Origin of the sequence: Paenibacillus sp. FSL H3-0333 (assembly GCF_038002805.1) — a bacterium.
GTDB classification, from domain to species: Bacteria; Bacillota; Bacilli; order Paenibacillales; family Paenibacillaceae; genus Paenibacillus_AQ; species Paenibacillus_AQ silagei.
Genome location: NZ_JBBODG010000001.1, coordinates 1,019,922 through 1,040,434, shown reverse-complemented (window position 1 = coordinate 1,040,434; position 20,513 = coordinate 1,019,922). Strand labels below are relative to the sequence as shown.

The window sequence follows — 20,513 nt, the reverse complement described above, 5'->3', positions numbered from 1 at the left end:
GGCCTGCGCCAGGTTCGTTCTAGCCGTAGTTTATGCGCGCTCCAGGAAGTATACGGCCGCTTCTGATTTTTGACATTCCTTCCCTGGCACTGCATAATAAGTTCTATTGATAATGGTATTCTTATGTCCTCATGCTGCTGTTTCCTATCACCCGGGAAACCTGTTCATTCTTCAGAAAGAAGGCGAAGCTGTGTCATCCCAAACTGTGAAACGCTGGCTCCTTAAGCCATTTGTGTTCTTTTCCATTCTTTTTCTGTTCAAAAGCCTGCTGGCCTGGGGTGTAATCTTTGATGATTTGCAATTCTGGAAATCCGTATTGACGGAGCTGCCCTTTGTCTGGGCCCTATTTTTCCTGATTGAGCGCTTTGCTTCCAGACGGAAGCTCGGCTATTACATGACGGTCAATCTGCTGGTTACCGCGATCTTTTTTGCCGCCATTATGTACTTCAAATATTACGGGGTCATTGTCACTTACCATGCCGCCGAGCAGGTGAACCAGGTCACTGCCGTCAAGAACAGCGTGTTCTCATTGATGGACCCTTATTATCTGCTGATCTTCACCGATATTATCGTGCTGGGCTTCTACTTCTTCATTAATAAGAACGGACGCAATTATAAAAAAGACCAGATCAACCGGCGCAGTGGCCGGACGCTGCATGTCGTACTGTTCGCGGTCTCGCTCGGACTCTGCCTGTTCAATATTCTTCCGAATAAGGCGAGCATGAATGAGATCAAGAAGGCCCAGGAAATGGGCATCCTTAATTATGAAGCATACACGATCTTTGCCAAAGATAAAACCGAGCTGGTCCAGGCCAGTGAAATCACACAGAGCACGATTAACCAGCTCAAGGGCATCGACCCTTCAGCAGTCTCGGCTTATGCCGGTGCCGCCAAGGGCAAGAATCTGATTGTGATCCAGCTGGAGTCCTTCCAGAACTTCCTGCTTGGTCTGAAGATAGACGGTCAGGAGATTACCCCTAACCTGAACCGCCTGATGGAGGAGAGCCTGTACTTCACGAACTTCTATCAGATGGTCGGCCAGGGCAACACCTCCGATGCGGAATTCGTGGTCAATTCGTCCTTCTATATTCCTCCGCAGGGTGCGGCTACCATGTCTTATATCGACAAGCAGCTGCCGAGTCTCCCCCGTCTGCTGGGAGACAACGGCTATCAGACGGCCACGTTCCACACCAATGTAGTGGAATTCTGGAACCGGGGCGAGCTATACAAGGCCCTCGGCTGGCAGAAGTATTACGATCACCAGTTCTTCGGTGACGAGGATGCCTTCTTCTTCGGCGCTTCCGATGAGGTGCTCTACCGCAAATCCTCGGAGAAGCTGAAGGAAATGAGCGATGCGGGCCAGCCGTTCTATGCCCAAGTCATCTCCATGTCGGCGCATCACCCGTTCACTATTCCTGAAGAAAAGCACAAGATGAAGCTTCCTGAGCGGTATGAAGGAACCTTTGTCGGCGATTATGTCCGGTCCCAGAACTATGCGGACTTTGCCTTCGGACAGTTTGTAGATGAACTGAAGGCGAGCGGATTATGGGACAACAGTCTGGTTATGGTCTACGGCGACCATATGGGACTGCCGATCTATTCGCTGGATCATGACGACAAGCAGTTAATGAAGGAAATCTACGGGTATGATTACAGCTACGCCAATATGCTCAACATCCCGCTGCTTATCCATGGCGAAGGAATTGCTCCGCAGAAGCTTGCACAGGTAGGCGGAGAAGTCGATATTATGCCTACAGCTGCCAGCCTGCTGGGGGTATCCATGGATCACAACATTCATTTCGGCCAGGATTTGCTCAGCCAGTCCTACAATCTGCTGCCGCAGCGGTATTACCTGCCTACCGGCTCCTTCATTTCCAGCTCTGCCCTGCTGATTCCGGGCAACAGCTTCGAGGATAATACCCAATATCCGCTGGCGACCGGAGGTACTGCTCCGGCCGGCAACGAGGATGAATACAACCGCGCTCTGCGGCTGCGCCAGCTGTCTGACAGCTACGTCACGCAACTGCCGGACAAAGATCCTGCCGCAGAATAGCCAGACTAGACAAGAGGCAGCGCCTCTCCGTAACGGGAGAAGCGCTGCCTCTTTGTGATGCTTATGTTAACGCTCCTGATTCTCCAGCATGAGATAATAATCCGCGAAGTTCTCCAGCTCTGCCGGCTCCAGAATGGCCAAATGCTCTTCCAGCAGCAGCAGTGACCGGCGCTGTGCTTCTTCCAGCACCTCTTGTCCCTTGCCGGTAATCGTAACGATTACCGCTCTGCGGTCATTCTCGTCCGTCACGCGGGCGATCAGCTCCAGCAGCTCCAGCCGGTCCAGCATGACGGTGACTGCACTGGACTTCACCTCCATCTTGTCCGCCAGCTGAATCACCCGTGCCTGCTGCTCCTGAAAGATCATATGCAGCAGCCCGAATTGCGGCACAGTCAAGCCCAATTCCTTATGAAATGACATCTGCGACATGATTCTGCGCTGAACCTTCCACATGGATAATCCCACACGTTCGATCAAAGGATTGATTTCTTGCGACATTCCTTCAGCTCCCAGTCCGTTTGTTCTGCTTCAAGCGTACCATTATACCGGTCCGGCATACAATATTTTTTGAATTTAAGATAGGATTAAGCGTCTATTTTCAATGATTTTTTATACATAATCCATCATTTTCCGACACAAAAATTCTTTTTTTTGACGTATGCTCAAACCGCAGCGCATGCGCTATAATCGTAGCAGTGAACCCCATAATTCACTTAATCTTTTAGAGTCAGGGCTGGTGATATTTGTTATGAAATTGGCAACAAAATTAACATGGATGATGCTGATCGTATTGCTGCTGGTTGGTTCATCCATAGGCTTCTTCGGTTATCATGCGGCTTACAAGCAGATCGATGAAGCTGCCGGCATTGAATTGGTAGGCTGCGCCAATATCACTACCGGTCTTATCGATCCTGCCGACATAACCGCTCTGGCTGCCGGCGATACCAGCAAGCTGACTGCGATCGAAGACCGCATCGGATGGATCAGTGATCACAAGCCTATTTTCAAAGAAGCCTTCATTCTATCACTGGACGGCAAGGTGCTGGCCGCTGACAAGAACTTCAAACAACGCGGCTACAAAGCTGGAGACCCCTTCTACTTCGCAGATGAAGATAAAGAAATGATTACCACGATGAAGCACTCCGCCTACTCGAAGGTGTATACATATCAGGGCACCTCCCTCAAAACCGGCTACGGCCCCATCTATCAGGACCATGACCCTACCAAACCCATCATTGCATTAATGGCGATTAACTTCGACGGCCCCTTAATTCAATCCCGGACCATGGATATCATCACCCAGCCCTTCCTGATCGGCAGCTCCATTCTGATTATTGCGATTCTCGCCGCTTATCTGCTGATCCGCCGGATGGTCAGCCCTCTTACCAAGCTGTCCGCATCCGTGAACACGGTAGCCCAAGGCGATCTGACCCGGGAACCGCTGCTCTTCACAGCCAAGGACGAGATCGGCGATCTTGCCCGCGACTTCAATGCGATGACTCTGAATCTGCGCAACCTGATTACACAGGTCAATGATACGTCCATGCTGGTTGCCTCCTCTTCCCAGGAGCTGTCCGCCAGTGCCCAGGAGACCAACCGTGCCGGAGAGCACAGTGTTAATGTCACCCTGGATCTCGCCGACGGGGCGCATACCCAGCTGCAGAATCTGGAGGGCAGCTTCAAGGCCGTACAGGATATGTCGCATTTCATTACTGAAATTGCAGGCAATGCGGACAGCGCAATGAACCAGGCAGCCATCAACTCCCAGAAGGCCCGGACAGGCCGGGAATCTATGGACTCGACCACCTCCCAGATGGCCATTGTAGGTGCGAGCATCTCGGATCTCTCCGGCATTATTGAGACGCTGGGCAGCCATTCCAAAGAGATTGAGAATATTGTCGGCACCATTGCCAGTATTGCCGAGGAGACGAACCTGTTATCCCTCAATGCGGCAATTGAAGCCGCACGGGCCGGAGAAGAGGGCCGCGGCTTCGCTGTTGTGGCAGGCTCAGTACGTAAGCTGGCCGAGCGATCTGCCGGATCTGCCCGCCAGATCGGTGAGCTGGTCAGTCTGATTGTCCAGCAGATGGACAAGGCCGGAGAGACCATGAGGCACTCCACGGAAGAAATGCATCACGGCAAAGAAATGATTATAGCGGCCGGCCATTCCTTCTCCGAGATTGAGTCGTCCGTCTCCGATATGTCTGCACATAGCCAGCAGATCTCAGCCACCGTGCGTGAACTGGCCCTGCTCTCTGACGGACTTGTCGCTTCGATCCAGAAGATCGTAGCGGTCTCCAATCAGACGGCCGAGGGCGCCGAGACCTTGTCCGCCTCGTCTCAAGAGCAGCTTGCCGCCATGCAGGAGGTCGAATCCTCCGCCGCATTCCTCTCCTCCCTGGCAGAGAAGCTGCAGGTATTGGTCGAGAATTTCAAAATCTAGACCGGAGCTTTATATATTATATTTATGAAAAAGGCTGCCCTGATGTGGAATAACCCTCCACTTCCAGGACAGCCTTTTGGTGCAAGAGCAACCAGGAGCATTATGCCGTATTCTCAATGAACCATTGGCCTAATTCGTTAACCGGCATCGGACGGCCGTAATAGTAGCCCTGCATCACGCTGCAGCCCAGCGATTGCAGCAGTTCAATCTGCTCCGTAGTCTCCACGCCCTCAGCCACAACCTCCATGTTCAGATTGCTGGCAATGGCAATGATGTTGCTGATGATCGCTTTCTTGGAATGCATCTTGCTCTTGCGGATGAAGACCTGATCAATCTTCAGGGTATTCACTGGAATCTCATCCAGATTGCCAAGCGAAGAGAAACCGGTTCCGAAATCATCCAGGGACACCCGCACACCGAGATCCCGCAGCTTGGAGAGCTGGGCAACCGTCTCTTCCATATTGTTCATCGCAATCGACTCGGTAATCTCCAGTTCAAGGAAATGCGGCGCAAGGCCCGAACGCGACAACGCCTCTTCCACTACCTCATACAGGCTTCCGCCTTCAAACATCCGCGCCGACATATTAATCGAGACCGCTACACTGGCAACCTTCGCCTGATGCCAGAGCATATTCTGTCCGCACACCTCATGCAGCATCCAGTATGTAATAGGGACAATCAGGCCGGTCTCCTCGGCGATCGGAATGAACTCTCCCGGAGAGATGACGCCATGCTCCGGATGTCTCCAGCGCAGCAGCGCTTCAAGCCCCACGGTGACATTCAGCAGCGAATCCCATTTGGGCTGGTAGACCACCATGAATTCCGAGCGGGCCAGCGCCTTGCGCAGATCCTTCTCCAGTGACATCCGCCGGACCTGATGACGGTTCATCTCCAGATCGAACACACTGAATTTATTCTTGCCCGAATCCTTGGAGGTATAGAGCGCTGTATCGGCTGCCTTCATTAGCGCCGAACGGTCGGTGCCGTGCGCCGGAGTCATGCTGATTCCCACACTCGCAGTTACGTACAATTCGTTACCTTCAATGCTGTAAGACTTCTTGAGCTCCTGAAGGATATGCTGTGCTACTCCCTCCGCCGCCACGGCGGTGCAATCCGGCAGCGCAATCAGGAATTCATCCCCGCCAAGCCGGAACACCTTCCCCTTCCCGCCCACGCAGCAGGTCAGCCTGGCAGACACTTCACACAGCAGCAAGTCTCCAATATCATGGCCCAGCGTATCATTAATCGATTTGAAGCGGTCCAGGTCAACAAAAAACACGGCGCCGGAGATCCCGCCGAAGAAATCATCCTTGAAGTAGCGCTCCAGACCATGCCGGTTCGGCAGCTCGGTGAGCGGGTCATGATAGGCCATGCGCTCCAATACATCCCTGTCCAGAAAAACAGTCCCGCCGGAGACTGCCAGCACGAACAGGGTAACCAGTGAAATCCCTGTCAGCAGAACCACATCGGTCTCCATCAGCATCGGGGCGGGCGCCTGCCAGCTGTAACTATGCAGGTCGCTTGCTCTCAGACTCGTATAATGCATACCCGTAACCGCCAGGGCGATGAATAGAGCCGAATACAGCTTCCAGCGGTTGAAGCCTGTATGATCCTTGAATCTGCGGAACATTAGAACTCCGATGTAGGAAGCAGCAAGGGCAATCAGTACCGATACAGCCTGATCCATTGCCCTGTAATGAATCTTGGCCTCCATCTCCATCGAGGACATTCCGGCATAATGCATGAACGAGATGCCGCTGCCGAGTATACCGGCGCCCGCAAGAAGCCGCCAGCTTCTCTGGCGGGGAGCCGTAACCAGCTGAAGGGTTGCATAGCAGGAGGACATAATAATAAGCAGGGACACGGCAGCCATCACCGGATGGTAGCTGACCTTGAACGGCAGGCGGCTGGCCATAATGCCGACAAAATGCATGGCCCAGATCCCGCCGCCAAGGACACAGGCACCTGAGAGCAGCCAGAGACGTCTGACCCGGCCCGCGGAATGGGAAACCTGTGAAATCAGATTAAGCGCGGAGTACGCTGCTGCGGCAGCTAGCGTATAGGATAGTAAAACGATCCAGATATTATAGTGGATTCCCATTTGATCCATAGTTGACCTCTTCACTGGTTATAGTATCAGCGTCGTTTCAGGGTCTATCTTAAGTTATAAATCAATATACGGATAGCGGATAAATGGAAGAGTATATAATGATTGCAGGTATTCTCTGAAAACTAACTTTAGCTGTATTTTACCTTGTAATTACCGGGCTGTCTAAGTAAATAATGGAACTTGGACCCTTTTTTGAACGCCGGCAAAAATTGTCCATATTTGTCCTCAGCCGCCTGCGCGAAGGGTTGGAAATCCGTTGTCCCGGGAGGTGTCCGGCAGGAAGGCCCTGCGCCAGATCCAGGCATTTGCAGCTACCAGAATTACCATGTAGATGTATATTCCTGCAGGAATCAGGGTGAAGACATAGTGCACTCCGGCCAGCCCCCCAAGAATGAACAATTGTACAAAAGCACTGCCGGTGAATTCCTTCCGCTGCGCCGCCTCGTACTTCTCCGAGAACGGGAGCACCTTCGGGAACGTAAGGAAGCAAATCACGGCATACAGCAGCAGAGCCAGCAGGACGACTGCCATATCTGCAATAATCCAGGAGCCCAAGAGAGCGGTGAACACTGCCGCCTCCAGCAGAAAGAGCGGCACCAGCAGCTTCACGACCGCTGCCTTCAGCATTCCCCGGTAGACCAGCCCCTTGCCCGGCAAAGGAATCACCTGATAGATCCATGCCCCCTTATAGCTGGCCGAGTAACGGACCATCTGCACGACTGTCATCAGCAGCAGCGCGCTGTAATAGATAAACAGGAAGGACTTGGAGCTTCTGATCCCGGCCAGATCGCCGCTCCACACCTGATTGAAGATGAAGATAAAGGGAAAGATCAGCGAGAAGCCGATGGTCGGATATACCCGGAGCTTGAACTCGCGTTCATTCTTCATCATCGACCAGGTGAAGCGGAAGAACATGGCCTCCGCTTTGTTCCGGCACACAGTCTCCGACAGCACACGGGCAAGCCGCCCGCTATCCCGGCCCTCTGCGCCATGCTCAGCCAGCTTCTGAAGGCTGCGTTCAAATACCGGCATCAGCCGGATGTAGGCGGCGAACATCACGGCAGGCACCACCACAGAGAGCGCTGTCAGAATAACCACGGACCGGCTTCCTGTTCCGCCGCTCAGCAGCTCGAACGGCGCCCCGAACCAGACCGGAGCCAGCAGAAAATGCCACCAGGCGGGAGTGAAATCCAACCCCAGCTCCGATAGATTGAACATCCGGCTAACCAGCTGCGCGCCGACAGTTACCCCCACAGACAGGATAATCTGAACGTAGTTGATGATGTCCTTGAGCTTTTCCCCGTCAAAGAACCTCAGGATCAGCAGATAGATTAACGCAGTGAACACCAGAATGAAGCCGTCCATCAGCAGAATCTCAGCTGCGTACACGAAGAAGAAGCCCGGCCCGTGCCGGAATAAAGAGAATAACAGCGAAGGTCCGGTGAAAGTCAGCGTTAAGGTCAGCAGATAGATCAGAATATGTAAGCTCTTGGCCATGTTCAGTGTACGGCGGTCCACCGGCTTGGAGAAGAGGATGTTCTTGTCACGCAAATCCAGCATCACCGTCGAGAAGTCGGAGATCAGCGTCGTGGTGATCAGGAACATCACGATACTGAACAGCAGACTCATCATCAGGATATGGTGGTCTCTAGGCGCAACCATAGCGATCAGCATCAGCCCCAGCAGCAGATAGAGCCACTGGACTCTGAAGGGGGAGCCCTCCATCTCCAGCTTGGAATTGTGCGACCCGGAGAACAGGGTAGGTGTCCGTCTGCCATCCATCGTCAGCTTGACCTGAAGAATACGGCGCATGAGCGCATAATCGGCTCCCAGGCCCTTAAAGATCCACTGTATCCGGTCAAGCAGCTTCAGAATCAGGAATTCATTCATGCCCCGCACCCTCGCCTATCACAGCCACGAACTCGCTTGCAATATCCCTGTATTGATCGAACCCGGTCAGCTGATTGAAAATCTCCTCCAGCGACCCCTCCCGGCTCTGCTCCCGCAGCTGCGTGAAGGTTCCGTCCGCTACAATATCGCCTCCGTCCAGCAGGATGATCCGGCTGCTGATTCTCTCGACCACATCCATAATATGCGAGGAATAAAAGATGGTCTTGCCCCTGGCGGCAAGCGTGGCGAAGATCTCCTTGACCACCATGACACTATTGGCATCCAGCCCGCTGAGCGGCTCATCCAGGAACAGAATATCCGGGTCATGCAGCATGCTGGCAATCAGCAGCACCTTCTGCTTCATCCCCTTGGAGTAGGAGGCAATCCGCATATCATAGGCCTTCTCCATGCCCAGCAGCCCCATCAGCTTCCGCGCCTTGTCATCGGCATCCGCCTGCTTCAGTCCGTACAGCTCACCGGTGAAGGTCAGATACTCCCGCGCTGTCAGGCTGTCATACAGCTCTGCTACCTCAGGCACGTAACCGATTCTTTTTTTGTAAGCCGTATCCCCGTCCGAGATATCCCTGCCAAAAATCCGTATGGTCCCGTTGTAACCCTCCACCAGACCGAGCATAATCTTGACTGTCGTGCTTTTACCGGCCCCATTGGGTCCGATATATCCGATAATCTGCCCGCGGTATACCTTCAGATCAATCCCCCGCAGCACCATCCGGTCACTATAATTCATCCACAAGCCCTCAATTGAAATCACCGGCTCTTCAGTTAAGCCCATTGACGTCTCTCTCCCTTCGGTAAGCACACTCTTCCTTCAAGCAACAGAAAGTACCATTAACCCTATTCTAGCAAATTTTAGCACTTGATTCCTGTGATTTATCGCAGCCGGAATTCTGCATCAACCTGGAAACGGAAATTAACATATTCATACATTGACATTCATAAAATTACCATATACATTTAAACCCATAATTCCGACCAAAAAACTATTATTAGGAGGTTTTAGAGCAGCATGAATAATATCGACAACAATCTATTAACCGCCATTGAGACGAATTGGCATGGCTTTGTGGTCTCTATTATCGTATTCGGTATCCTTTATTTCCTGGCCCGCAAGAGAATCGGCTTCGGCACCCGTGTTCTGGCAGGGCTGGGCATCGGACTGATTGCAGGAATATTTTTTCAATATTTCACGTTGGAGACCAAGGCCATCAGCACCTTCGGCAGCATCTATGTCAGTCTGATCCGTATGCTTGTTGTGCCGCTGGTGTTCATTCTGGTATTGAACAGTATCTCTTCCTTAACTAACCTTGAATACCTGCGCAAAATCGGAATCAAAACCTTCGCATGGTTCCTCGGCACCACCCGTGTTGCCTCCATCATCGGTCTGTCTGTAGCTCTGCTGTTCAACCCGGGCAAAGGCATCCAGCAGACCGTTCCCGAGGACTTCACCGCACGTGAAATTCCCACCTTCTCACAGGTGATCCTGGACCTTGTCCCTTCCAACCCGGTGAATGAAGCCGCTACCGGCAAGGTTGTGCCTCTGCTGATTTTTGCCATCTTCCTAGCCGTGGCCATTATTAAGGTCGGCTCCAAAAAGCCGGAGGCTGTGAAGCCTGTCCGCGATCTTATTGAATCCTTGACGACAGTGCTGCACCAGGTTGTAAAATTCGTCATCCGCCTGACGCCTTACGGCGTGTTCGCATTGATTGCCGGAATTACGGCACGCTACGGCTGGGATACCCTTCAGGAGCTGGGCAGTGTCATCCTTACCTCTTACGCCGCACTGATTCTGCACTTTGTCCTGATCTTCGGCGGACTGGTGCTGCTCGTTGCCAAGGTGAACCCTATCCGCTTCTTCCGCAAAATCTATCCGATGCTGACCGTGGCCTTCACCACCAGAAGCAGCTACGCCACCTTGCCGATCAATCTGGAGGTCATCACGAAACGTCTGCATGTCTCACCGCGCATTGCCAGCTTCGTGGCTCCGCTCGGCGCGTCCGTCAACTTCAATGGCTGCGGCGGCGTATGGCCGGCCATTGTGGCTGTGTTCACCGCTCAGGTCTACGGGATTCAGCTTACCGGGACTGACTATATCACGCTGGTGCTGGTCAGCATCATCTCCTCTATTGGGGTAGCGGGAGTGCCTGGACCGGCTGTAATCTCTACCACCGTTGTATTGACAGCGCTCGGCTTGCCGCTTGAGGGTATAGCCATCGTTGCCGGGGTGGAAGCTCTTATCGATATGGGCCGCACCGCAGTTAATGCTACCGGGACTACCGTAACAGCCCTGCTGGTGGCGAACTCAGAGGGCGAATTCGACCGCGAAGCCTTCAACCGTGGGGATAAAGAGGATGATGAGCTCCTCCTGAACCCAATCTAAGCAAGCCCCTCTCCTTTCCGTAAAAGCCATAAGGACGCCAAAAAGCAGCGATTCCTCCGTGACTGGAAGAATCGCTGCTTTTTGGCGTTGTTTGTATAATGAACAAATGATTACGTCAAGCTGATCCGCTCACGCCTCCGGGCTGATGTAAGGCAGCTCTCGATCAGCCTCATATTCAGCAGCGGGTCCTCCTCCGCAATCCAGGGCTTGCCGCTGAAGACTGCCGTAGCGAAATGGTCGGCCTGCTGGACGTAAGGATTGGCTCCGACGGCTTCGACACGCCGGGGCTCTCCGCCGCCGTATACGAAGAACTCCGCATCATCGAATCTCGCATTGAACGGCATCGGAATCTCGATCCGCCCCTGCGTACCGAGCACCTCCAGGAGCTGGCGGTTGTACGCCCACATCCCGCAGTCGAAGATCAGGCTCTTCCCGCCGGGAAACTCCACCAGCCCGGAGGCCATCATATCTACATTGTCATGCTCCGGCGAGAACAGCGCGTGCACGGTTACCGCCTCCGGCTCTGTACCGAACAGCAGCCGCGCGGCCGTGAGCGGGTAGCAGCCGACATCGTAGAGCGACCCGCCTCCCCAGGCAGCGTTGAAGCGGATGTTGGAGGTATCCGTAGCATCGTTGTAGGTGAACGTGCCGCGGATGGTACGCACCGCGCCGATCTCGCCGCTGGCGATAATCACCTGCAGCTCATTGATGCGCGGATGATGCCGGTACATGTAAGCCTCCGCCAGGTGAACGCCCGCCTTCCGGCAGGCCTCTACCATCTCGGCCGCTTCACGGCTGTTGAGCGCAATCGGCTTCTCGCATAGGATATGCTTACCCGCTTCCGCCGCGCGGATCACCCATTCACAGTGGAGATGATTGGGAAGCGGAATGTAGACGGCATCCACCTCCGGATCGGCAAGCAGCTCTTCATAGCTGCCGTAAGCCTGCTCAATGCCGAATTCGGCGGCTACGCTGCTGCTCTTCGTGAGTCCGCGGCTGGCCACCGCCCGGATCACCCCGGTCTCAGACTCCTGGATAGCCGGCATTACCGAGCCTGTAGCGATCTGCGCACAGCCCATAATTCCCCAGCGAAGCTTCTCTGCCATAGTTATCACCTTCCTTATCTTAGTGTGACCCATATAACAGCTATACCCAGCACAAGGATTCTTGCCGCACTCATCAGCACGAAATTCTTCACCGCCAGAATGAAGGTCGTGCCTTTATGCTGCTCCTGATAGAAGCGTGCAATATTGCGGCGCAGCGGAATCAGGGTCAGCAGGAGCAGCAGGACCAGGACCGGATGGACCCCGAGCAGCACCAGCACAATCAGATCGGCAAAAGACACATAATAGAGCAGCTTCCACAGCAGCAGCGCATTCTCCCGTCCGATGTACACCGGCAGCGTGTATCTGCGGTTCTCGATATCATCCTCGATATCGCAGATATTGTTCGCCAGCATAATTCCCGCAATGCCCAGAATGGCCGGGACGGAGAACCAGAACAGATACAGCACCTCAAGGAAATTGATATGCAGGCTGATCCATTCGCCCTTCAGCAACAGAGTGACCACCGCCTGATCCGAATGAATATAAGCCGAGATGAAAATAATGACGAACCCCATGAACAGCCCGGAGAACAGCTCGCCGAGCGGCATCCGCGAGATGGGGATCGGTCCGAAGGAGTACAGGATGCCGATCAGGAAGGAGAGTCCCCCGAGCAGGAATACCAGCAGTCCGGTCTGGAACACCAGGGCAATGCCCCCGCCTGCCGCCAGCACAAGGAGAATGACGATCAGCGCCACCACCGTAGACTCCTTCAGCTTGAAGCGGACAATCGGATTATGGGTCTCATACCCGTAGCCATGGGTTTTGGCGGCCTTTTTGTAATCATAATAGTTGTTGATCGCTGTTGTCGCCATATCAAAGCTTAAGAGGGACACCAGCATCAGCACGAAGCGCAGGATATAGAAATCCTCGAACCGGTACAGGGCATACAGCGTCCCCAGCAGCAGCGGGAGCATACTGGCCACCTTCGTCGGCAGCTCGACAAACTTGAAGAAAGTTCTTATATTCACGGCCATTCATCCTTATCAGTCATATGAGCACGTTACTGTGCAGTGGTTGTAATGGTAACCGGCGACCATTCAGCGATAACCGTCTGTCCGTGCGCCGACACGCTGCCTTCCGGGGTCAGGTCCTTCTCTGTCATAATGCCCAGCGCGATGGTGAAGCTGTTGAATTTCACGGGCACATTCCGCTCGCGCCGCACCTCATTCCCATTCACATAGAAGACAGCCTCATTGTTGCCCCGGTGGTAGGTGATGGTGTACGTGTTGAATTCGCGCGGCTTGAAGTCCGTATCCTCCTTGAAAATACAGAAGTATTTGGTCCCTCCCGTCTCGGGTACGGTTACCCCGGGGAACGGAAGGATGCCGTACACACTGGCGTATTTCTCGTTGCCGGCGAAGAAATCAAGCGCAGCGCCTGTGGTGAAGTCCAGCAGATTCAGCGACACATAGCCGTCATACAGATCCCCTGGTGCAGTGCCCTGTGTGCGGGCGCGGATCTGGAGCTCGAAGCGGATTTCGCCTTCCTCCGGAATCTCTACCGGCTGGGCCGAATAGTACATATGCTTGGCATTATCCAGAATCTGCACCTGATCATGTCGGCGGCTCAGCTGAGCCCGCACATACAGATACTCATTACGCACAATCACCACTGCTTCCGGCTCACGATACGCCCAGAACGAGCCGTCCGGCAGCTTAAAGCCGCCCGTCTGCCAGACCTTCCCTTCCTCCAGAATGGTATGGAAATCCCCAATTACCGTTTGCTTGCCCTGTGTTGCAGGCATACCTTCGTTCGCTGGCAGATGCTTGTCCATGAATTCTCCCGCTTTCTCTAGTGTTGTAGCCTATCCATTTCTTATATTTTAAAATAGCCCCTGGATCAGCAAGGCTGCCGTCATGACCGCCCCGCAGCGTACCGATGCGCGCTGTGAGGCACCCATAAGCGGCAGATAAGCTTCAGAAGGATTCTCCGGCTGGAGGCTGAGGTAAATCCGTATCGGGGCAATGGCTGTCAGCAGAGCGAGCAGCGCGTATACCGGCAAGATATGAAGCAGCACACATACAATCAGTGAAGCATAGGAGATGTAGAGCAGTACCTGCGAGAAGATCAGCGCCCTGCGTTCACCCCATACCACGACCAGTGTGCGTTTGCCGGCCTGCCGGTCGGCTCTCCAGTGCAGAAAGTGATGATTGAACAGCAGCAGGGTTGTGAGCAGGCCGCTCGGCAACGATAACAGCACCGGCTTCAGGCTGAACCCCCCGGTCTGAACGAAATAAGCGCCGAGAACCGGCATGAGTCCAAAGGCCAGGAAGATCGCAAGCTCACTGTAGCCCTTGCCCCGGTATCCGAACCGCAGCGGCGGAGCCACATAGAAATAAGCGATCAGCGCACCGCCGGCTACAAACCACAGAATCTCCCAGCCGCTGTACAGGCTGAGCAGCAGGCCACACCCGGCCGCAACGGCCAGCAGCCCCCAGGTCAGCAGGGCAAACAGCGACTCACGCATGACGCCCCCGGACAGCAACCCGGAGTTCGTAGAGATGGCTCCAGGTGTATGCTGTGCCTCTGTATCCGTGCCGTTGCGGAAATCCCACAGGTCATTCACCATATTGGAGAATAAATGGGCCGCAGCCGCTCCGATGAACGTTATTACAAATAAAAACGGATGGAACACTCCCTGCCATACATAGGCCCCGGCTGTTCCCAGGACAACCGGTATGAGCATAACGGGGATCACTCCAAACCGTGAGGCTTTCTTAAAAAGGGTCCACTTCTCCAGCATGCCAAGAAAAATCTCCTTTTATTATTATTTGATAATTATTATCATTAAATTATTATACATCAAAATTCGACACTTCGGGCAGATTTACGCTGCAAAATATTCCCTAATCGTGGTACACTATAACCGATGGTACTTATTTCCTATTAAATCTTAAATAATGAAGGGGATCAGATGAAACTCCGCAAAAAAATAATCATCTTCATTAGTTTTGTCGCTATCCTCGGCATTGGCGCCACCTATCTGATGCTTCATGTGATTCTGCTGAACCGCTTCGAGAAGCTGGACGAGGCAGAGCTGAAGCGCAACCTGAGCAAGGCTACCGCAGCTTATCATCAAGAGCTGGACAACCTGAGAACGGGACTCCTTGATGTTGCCGTCCGGGATGAAACCTACCGCTTCATAGAGAACGTAGCGGCTACCGGCTCTGCGGACTCCGGCAGTACGGCTGCCGCCTTCATCCGCAGCAGCCTTGAACCGGCTGCTTATCCAATGAATCATTTCGATATGATTGCCCTGCTTGATCTGGACGGACAACCGCTGTACGGCGGCTCCTACGACCTTCCGGCAGGAATAGTCACCCCGCTAACTGAGGAGCAACTGACGTTAATCAAGCTGATCCGAAGCCGTCTGCCTGTGCCGGGATCTCCCGGCAAGAGCCGGAGCGGCTTCGTTAATCTGGATAAAGGGACTATGCTAATTACCCTTACGCCTATTCTTAACAGCAGCAAGAACAAGCCGGTCATCGGAACGGCCATTGCCGGACGGATGCTGCACCAGGATGGAATCGCACAGATCTGGGAGGATACCCTGTCCACAATGGAGATGTCGCGTCTCACTACCCCGCTGCTTGCGGACAGCGGAGGGGAACGCGTCTGGACCAGCCCCGCCCGGGGCGGGCAGATGTCCATCCACACCATACTGGACGACCTGTTCGAAGATCCCGGGATGGTCCTCACCCTTAAGGAGCCGCGCCAGTTCTACAACAGCGGGCTCAAGTCGCTCTCCACCTTCCGTATGTTCTATTTCATCTCCATTCTGCTAATGCTGGGTGCCAGCCTCCTCTTCGTGAACCGTTTCATTCTGAGAAGGATGTCCACTCTGGTACGCAACATCCGAATGATCGGCAGCAGCAAGGATCTCTCCATCCGGATTCCCAGCTCAGGCAAGGATGAATTCAGTGAAGTCGAGGTTGAATTCAACCGGATGATTGATTCGCTGGAGCAGACCCAGGATGAGCTGCGGCAGCAATCGATGCTGGACCCGCTGACCCGTCTGCCCAACCGCTCGCTGTTTTTCGACAAATTGAATGAAGCGATTGCCGCCGTCAAGGGAAGTGACCGGCAGATCGTGCTGGTCTTCATTGATCTGGATCATTTCAAGACGGTGAACGATACCCTCGGCCATGACTTCGGAGATGCCATCCTGAAGGAGACCGCCTTCCGCATCACACAGGTTGTCGGCAAGCATGACGTGGTCTCCCGGCTCGGCGGGGATGAATTCACCATTCTGCTCTATGATGTGCCTGATGAAGGCAGCATTGCCCGGCAGCTCTCCCGGATTCAGGAAGCCCTCTCTATGCCGCATCGGATCAAGGGGCATCTTCTATATAATACCGCCAGCATCGGCATCAGTATTTATCCGCAGAACGGGGAAGACGCCGATTATCTGGTCAAGCAGGCAGACCTGGCCATGTTCCATGTCAAGGAGACCGGCCGCAATAACATTTTCCAGTATTCAGAGGATCTGGAAGCAGGCATCCGGCGCAAAAAGGTACTAGCCCAGCAGCTCCTCTCCGCTGCCGCCGGGAACGAGTTCGAGCTGCACTACCAGCCGATTCTCAACACGGGACAACTGCAGGTATCCAAGGTGGAGGCCCTGCTGCGCTGGCACAGCCCAGCCTATGGCCCCGTCTCCCCGGCCGAATTCATCCCGCTGGCAGAGAGCAGCGGCTCCATTGTTGGCATCGGCAGCTGGGTGCTGCGCCAGGTCTGCTCTGATATGCGCGATTTCCGCAGCCGGGGCCTTGAGCTCACCGCCGCAGTGAATATCTCCGCGCTGCAGCTCATGCAGCCGGGCCTGCTGGAGCTGCTCTTAGAGCTGCTCGATGAATATGAGCTGCCCGCCTCCAGCCTGGAGCTGGAGATCACGGAGAGCGTGCTCGTCTCCGGGGACGGCATCTTCCTGTCGCTGCAGCAGCTTCGGGCCCACGGGTTCCGGATCTCGCTGGATGATTTTGGCACTGGCTTCTCCTCCCTCAGCTATCTGCGCCGCTTCCCGGTGGATGTGATCAAGATTGACCGCTCCTTCATCTCCGAGATGTCACGGGAGGCCCAGGGCGATGTGCTCGTCAAGGCGATTATCGAGCTGAGCCATAATCTGGGGCTGCGCGTAGTCTCGGAAGGCATTGAGCATAGAGAGCAATTCGATATGCTGCGGGAGCTGGGCAGCGACGAGCTTCAGGGCTACTATATCAGCAGGCCGCTTCAGGCCCAGGCACTGTATTCTTTTCTGGAGCAGGGTAATTATTACACCGGCCGTTAAGAGACTTCTTTTATAGGCAAGCTACTGGCGATATGATATGATAGGCAGGCTGATAACAGCACCCGGCTTAGGGTGCTGTTATCCTATGCGAACACTTATGAAAATTGGAGGCTTTCATTGTTATGTCAGCGCAACCGCACACCGCACAGTCCGTCAAAATCGTTACCGCCGACCCCAGCGCCATCGGCTTATTCGGACTAGCCATCGTTACCCTGGTCGCTTCTTCACAAAAGCTCGAAATTACAACAGGTCTCAGCTACTGTATTCCATGGGCCATCTTCCTTGGAGCCTTCGCCCAGCTATTCGCATCCATCCAGGATGCCAAGCACAACAATACCTTCGGCATGACTGCCTTTGGCGCCTATGCGTTCTTCTGGTTCGGCATGGGGGCAAGCTGGCTGATCAAGCTCGGTGTATTCGGTGCAGTGCTGGCAGAGGGCGTGGACCCCAAGCAGCTGGGATTTGTTTTTGCAGGATATCTTGTGTTCACCCTCTTCATGACGCTCGGCGCTGTTGAGGCAAACCGTGTACTGCTGATTATCTTCATCCTGATCGACTTTCTGTTCCTCGGACTCTCGATGGATGCCTTCGGCGTCGCTGCGGAATTCTTCCACAAGCTGGCTGCCGTATCGGAAATGGCTATCGGTATCGTATCGCTCTACGGCTGCGGCGCATCTGTGCTCAACGCCCACTTCGGACGTACCTTCCTGCCGATTGGTGCCCCGCTGGGCATCTTCAAAAAATAGCACCGGCTTCCAGCCGGGCAGGGCCATGCCCTTCTCTCCAAAGACTCGGATAAATGCTTACTGCCCTTTTATGCAGATGGTGTTTATCCGTTTTTGGATTCAGGCGGGTTTTGTTAGGAATTCCCTTGCGCAAACACGATAATAATGACATGCTATAGAGACCCAAACGACATTAATCGACATTTCCCTGCGGTTTAGGAACCGCTTATTATACACTTTGACATCTGCGGCTTTTATTTTTCCGGTATCGGGGGCAATCCATGGCTTTCCTTAGTAAAAAGCCTTTAAGCATCATCATCGGCTTCATCATCATCCTGCAGCTCTGCCTGTTCTATTATTATTCCGTATCCCTGGCCCGGGAATATAGAGCCGAGAAGGCGGATCTGGCCTCACAGGCGGTCATGCTGGCCTCGAACATCGAAGAGCGGGTGGCCATTGTGAAAGGGGTCAGCTCCTTTATCCAAACCGTCGGCTTCGATGCCGATCCTGCACTAATCCAGAGCTACCTGGTCACCGCACACGCCAAGAACACCAGCAATGTCACGAATATCATGATCGCTCCGGATGGTCTGATCCGCTACCTCTACCCGCTTGAAGGTAATTCGACACTGCTCGGCAGAAGCCTGCTGCTGGATTCCTCCCTGGCCTCTCCCGGCATGATCCAAGAAACGCTCCGCTCCCGCAGCATTACAATAGACGGTCCGCGCACACTTGCCCAGGGCGGCTATGGCATGGTGATCCGGCAGGCCATCTATAAGGATAACTCTCTGGAGGGCATCGTCTCCGTCACCGTGAAGATAGATAATATCGTTAACCAGCTTGTGTATAAGGACAGCAAAATATCTGTCACCACCAAGGATCATACCTTCCTGTTCGGCAATGAAGCCCATTCGAAGGACCCGCAGCTTACGGTTCCCGTGAACACCTATAATCAGCACTGGCTGATGGGTACTTCCATGCCCCCGCATAAGAAATGGCAGGTGCTGCTCAGCGTACTGTGGATCGATATTGCTTTTCTGCTGGTGATTGCCTTCATTCTATATATTTTCTGGTATCAGAGCCGCTTCAACCGTGAGCTGGAACGGGTGGTCAGCATCCGGACCCGGGACCTGCGTATTTCCAAGCGTCTCTATGAAAAGCTTGCGCACTACGACAGTCTGACGGAGATCCCCAACCGGCGGTTCTTCATGGACGAATTCGAGCGTCTGCTGCAGAGCTCGGAGCCCACACAGACCTATAGCTTATTCTTTTTCGACCTGAACCGGTTCAAGGAGATCAACGATACGCTCGGCCACTCTACGGGGGATCAGGTGATCAAGACCCTGGCCGGACGGCTCAAATCCGGGAGCCTGCCCTTCAAGCTGTTCGCCCGTACCGGCGGAGATGAATTCGTGATGATCTTCGCGGGTCTGCCGCACACGGATATTCCTGTGATCGCCGGGCGGATCAGCACGCTGATCTCACAGACCCTCCTGATCTCGGGAGCGCATCTGAGCCTGTCCACCAGCATTGGCATCTCCCTGTACCCCGAGCATTCGCAGAATACGGACGATCTGCTGAAATTCGCCGATATGTCGATGTATCAGGCCAAGTCGCAGGAGGACACCAATTACTTCATCTTTGACTGGGAGCTGCGCGAGAAGCTGGAGCAGAAGACGATGATCGCCAAATATCTGCACTCCGCCCTGGAACGGGAAGAATTCGTGCTTTATTATCAACCCCAGATCAACGCCATCACAGGGGAAATGATCGGCATAGAGGCGCTGATCCGCTGGAATCACCCCGAGAAGGGGCTGATTGGACCAGGGACGTTCATCACTGCCGTTGAAGAAGCCGGACTGATGATCCAGCTCACCGATTGGGTGCTGCGCGAGGTGTGCCGCCAGCTCTGCGAGTGGCGCGGTCTGGGGATGCCGCTGCTGCGGACCTCGATCAATATCTCCAACAGCTGGTTCTACAACCGTAACCTGATTGAGAATCTGTTCGCCGTGCTTGACGAGTACGGGCTGGATACCGATGTGCTCGAATTCGAGATCACCGAGAGCACCGCACTACTAGAGGAGCATTATCCGCTGCTGCAGCAGATGCGCGATCACGGGATCATCGTCTCCATCGATGATTTCGGTACGAAATATTCGTCGCTGAATTACCTGAAGCATTTTCCCGTGAACAAAATCAAGATTGACCGCACCTTCATCACCGGCATCGGCGTCAGCTCCATAGATGAGACCATCATCAAATCCATCGTCTTCGTCGCTTCCCAGCTTGGCTATGACCTGATTGCCGAAGGGGTCGAGACGCAGGAGCAGTTGGCCTTCCTGGTGCAGCATAATTGCCCGCATATTCAGGGATTCCTGTTCTTCCCTCCGCTGCCTGCCGATGAGATCCGCAAGCTGTTCTCCTGAAGCTGTCCGGATGCTTTGCACGCGGGTATGGGGATCGTTATAATTAGCTTCATCCGATGTTAACCCGAAAGGATTCTG

General features: G+C 54.0%; 14 protein-coding genes. 6 read left to right on the top strand and 8 right to left on the bottom strand.

Annotated features, from left to right (window positions below; genetic code table 11):
• Positions 1–112 precede the first annotated feature (112 nt).
• Positions 113–2,053: an LTA synthase family protein gene (locus tag MHH78_RS04665; RefSeq protein WP_341166738.1), complete on the top strand. Its 1,941-nt coding sequence runs from the start codon at positions 113–115 to the stop codon at positions 2,051–2,053.
• A 66-nt stretch (positions 2,054–2,119) separates the two neighbouring features.
• Here MHH78_RS04665 and MHH78_RS04660 read toward each other — a convergent pair whose 3' ends face one another.
• Complete coding sequence (locus tag MHH78_RS04660) at positions 2,120–2,551, bottom strand: MarR family winged helix-turn-helix transcriptional regulator (RefSeq protein WP_076080951.1); 432 nt, start codon at positions 2,549–2,551, stop codon at positions 2,120–2,122.
• A gap of 250 nt (positions 2,552–2,801) precedes the next feature.
• Between MHH78_RS04660 and MHH78_RS04655 the strand changes: the two genes are divergently transcribed.
• Positions 2,802–4,496: a methyl-accepting chemotaxis protein gene (locus MHH78_RS04655; RefSeq protein ID WP_341166737.1), complete on the top strand. Its 1,695-nt coding sequence runs from the start codon at positions 2,802–2,804 to the stop codon at positions 4,494–4,496.
• 100 nt (positions 4,497–4,596) lie between these two features.
• On the opposite strand, the gene MHH78_RS04650 is transcribed toward MHH78_RS04655, so the two are convergent.
• From MHH78_RS04650 to MHH78_RS04640, 3 genes are all read right to left on the bottom strand, one after another.
• A complete protein-coding gene (locus MHH78_RS04650) occupies positions 4,597–6,606 on the bottom strand; it encodes a putative bifunctional diguanylate cyclase/phosphodiesterase (protein ID WP_341166736.1) in 2,010 nt (669 codons plus the stop codon).
• Positions 6,607–6,831: 225 nt separating this feature from the next.
• Complete coding sequence (locus MHH78_RS04645) at positions 6,832–8,496, bottom strand: hypothetical protein (RefSeq protein ID WP_341166735.1); 1,665 nt, start codon at positions 8,494–8,496, stop codon at positions 6,832–6,834.
• Complete coding sequence (locus MHH78_RS04640; protein WP_076080960.1) at positions 8,489–9,289, bottom strand: ABC transporter ATP-binding protein; 801 nt, start codon at positions 9,287–9,289, stop codon at positions 8,489–8,491. The genes MHH78_RS04645 and MHH78_RS04640 overlap by 8 nt, the downstream gene beginning before the upstream one ends.
• Before the next feature lie 234 nt (positions 9,290–9,523).
• On the opposite strand from MHH78_RS04640, the gene MHH78_RS04635 reads away from it, so the two are divergent.
• Positions 9,524–10,894 (top strand): dicarboxylate/amino acid:cation symporter, encoded by a 1,371-nt coding sequence (locus tag MHH78_RS04635; RefSeq protein WP_341166734.1) that lies wholly within the window; start codon positions 9,524–9,526, stop codon positions 10,892–10,894.
• A 110-nt stretch (positions 10,895–11,004) separates the two neighbouring features.
• Here the strand turns inward: MHH78_RS04635 and MHH78_RS04630 are convergent, their stop codons facing one another.
• From MHH78_RS04630 to MHH78_RS04615, 4 genes are read right to left on the bottom strand one after another with little or no spacing between them, the layout of a single operon-like run.
• Positions 11,005–12,000, bottom strand: coding sequence for a Gfo/Idh/MocA family protein (locus MHH78_RS04630; protein ID WP_076080962.1), 996 nt, complete (start codon positions 11,998–12,000; stop codon positions 11,005–11,007).
• Between the two features lie 14 nt (positions 12,001–12,014).
• Positions 12,015–12,968, bottom strand: coding sequence for a 1,4-dihydroxy-2-naphthoate polyprenyltransferase (locus MHH78_RS04625; RefSeq protein WP_076080964.1), 954 nt, complete (start codon positions 12,966–12,968; stop codon positions 12,015–12,017).
• Positions 12,969–13,000: 32 nt separating this feature from the next.
• Positions 13,001–13,774, bottom strand: a complete 774-nt coding sequence (locus MHH78_RS04620) for a DUF6081 family protein (protein WP_341166733.1) — start codon at positions 13,772–13,774, stop codon at positions 13,001–13,003.
• 48 nt (positions 13,775–13,822) lie between these two features.
• Positions 13,823–14,743 (bottom strand): prenyltransferase, encoded by a 921-nt coding sequence (locus MHH78_RS04615; RefSeq protein WP_341166732.1) that lies wholly within the window; start codon positions 14,741–14,743, stop codon positions 13,823–13,825.
• A gap of 171 nt (positions 14,744–14,914) precedes the next feature.
• Here MHH78_RS04615 and MHH78_RS04610 point away from each other — a divergent pair, with 171 nt between their 5' ends.
• The 3 genes from MHH78_RS04610 (at position 14,915) to MHH78_RS04600 (ending at position 20,435) form a co-directional block, all read left to right on the top strand.
• Positions 14,915–17,284 (top strand): bifunctional diguanylate cyclase/phosphodiesterase, encoded by a 2,370-nt coding sequence (locus MHH78_RS04610; protein WP_341166731.1) that lies wholly within the window; start codon positions 14,915–14,917, stop codon positions 17,282–17,284.
• 122 nt (positions 17,285–17,406) lie between these two features.
• The gene (locus tag MHH78_RS04605; RefSeq protein ID WP_036692138.1) at positions 17,407–18,030 is read left to right on the top strand and encodes an acetate uptake transporter; all 624 of its coding nucleotides are present in this window, start codon (positions 17,407–17,409) and stop codon (positions 18,028–18,030) included.
• Between the two features lie 260 nt (positions 18,031–18,290).
• Positions 18,291–20,435 (top strand): bifunctional diguanylate cyclase/phosphodiesterase, encoded by a 2,145-nt coding sequence (locus tag MHH78_RS04600; protein WP_341166730.1) that lies wholly within the window; start codon positions 18,291–18,293, stop codon positions 20,433–20,435.
• Positions 20,436–20,513 lie beyond the last annotated feature (78 nt).

What these genes read in the sequence shown, in the direction of transcription:
- MHH78_RS04615 (WP_341166732.1), bottom strand. Translation starts at nt 14,743, where the DNA reads ATGCTGGAGAAGTGGACCCTTTTTAAGAAAGCCTCACGGTTTGGAGTG.
- MHH78_RS04640 (WP_076080960.1), bottom strand. Translation starts at nt 9,289, where the DNA reads ATGGGCTTAACTGAAGAGCCGGTGATTTCAATTGAGGGCTTGTGGATG.
- MHH78_RS04665 (WP_341166738.1), top strand. Translation starts at nt 113, where the DNA reads ATGGTATTCTTATGTCCTCATGCTGCTGTTTCCTATCACCCGGGAAAC.
- MHH78_RS04610 (WP_341166731.1), top strand. Translation starts at nt 14,915, where the DNA reads ATGAAACTCCGCAAAAAAATAATCATCTTCATTAGTTTTGTCGCTATC.
- MHH78_RS04655 (WP_341166737.1), top strand. Translation starts at nt 2,802, where the DNA reads ATGAAATTGGCAACAAAATTAACATGGATGATGCTGATCGTATTGCTG.
- MHH78_RS04600 (WP_341166730.1), top strand. Translation starts at nt 18,291, where the DNA reads ATGGCTTTCCTTAGTAAAAAGCCTTTAAGCATCATCATCGGCTTCATC.
- MHH78_RS04645 (WP_341166735.1), bottom strand. Translation starts at nt 8,496, where the DNA reads ATGAATGAATTCCTGATTCTGAAGCTGCTTGACCGGATACAGTGGATC.
- MHH78_RS04660 (WP_076080951.1), bottom strand. Translation starts at nt 2,551, where the DNA reads ATGTCGCAAGAAATCAATCCTTTGATCGAACGTGTGGGATTATCCATG.
- MHH78_RS04650 (WP_341166736.1), bottom strand. Translation starts at nt 6,606, where the DNA reads ATGGATCAAATGGGAATCCACTATAATATCTGGATCGTTTTACTATCC.
- MHH78_RS04635 (WP_341166734.1), top strand. Translation starts at nt 9,524, where the DNA reads ATGAATAATATCGACAACAATCTATTAACCGCCATTGAGACGAATTGG.
- MHH78_RS04605 (WP_036692138.1), top strand. Translation starts at nt 17,407, where the DNA reads ATGTCAGCGCAACCGCACACCGCACAGTCCGTCAAAATCGTTACCGCC.
- MHH78_RS04620 (WP_341166733.1), bottom strand. Translation starts at nt 13,774, where the DNA reads ATGGACAAGCATCTGCCAGCGAACGAAGGTATGCCTGCAACACAGGGC.
- MHH78_RS04630 (WP_076080962.1), bottom strand. Translation starts at nt 12,000, where the DNA reads ATGGCAGAGAAGCTTCGCTGGGGAATTATGGGCTGTGCGCAGATCGCT.